Origin of the sequence: Tritonibacter sp. SIMBA_163, assembly GCF_046535935.1 — a bacterium.
Classification (GTDB): Bacteria; Pseudomonadota; Alphaproteobacteria; order Rhodobacterales; family Rhodobacteraceae; genus Epibacterium; species Epibacterium scottomollicae.
On record NZ_JAWJBP010001100.1, the window covers coordinates 1 to 244 of the forward strand.

The following is a 244-nucleotide window of genomic DNA, read 5'->3' on the forward strand; positions in this document are numbered from 1 at the left end:
GCCCAGTTCGATGTCGCCGCTGGCATCATCAACGCCCTCATCGCCCTCGGCATGGGGTTTGGCCTCCTCGGCGGTGTCATCCACCGTCGGCAGATCAAACGGCGCGCCATTGGCCAGGTTGATCTCGGTGGCAATCTGACCAGCCATCATCGGGCCATGGGCTGCGGCGGCCACATTGATAAAGCCCGCAAGCGTGGTGGGCAGCAGAAAGCCGCGCTGCGCCCCGGTTCCGGAGGTCTGCGTG

The 244-nt window shown here is 65.6% G+C and carries 1 protein-coding gene; it reads right to left on the reverse strand.

What is annotated here, in order from left to right:
* Positions 1-244, reverse strand: a 244-nt coding sequence (locus R0J92_RS25735) for a phage major capsid protein (RefSeq protein ID WP_411053777.1), incomplete at both ends; no start/stop codon positions are given.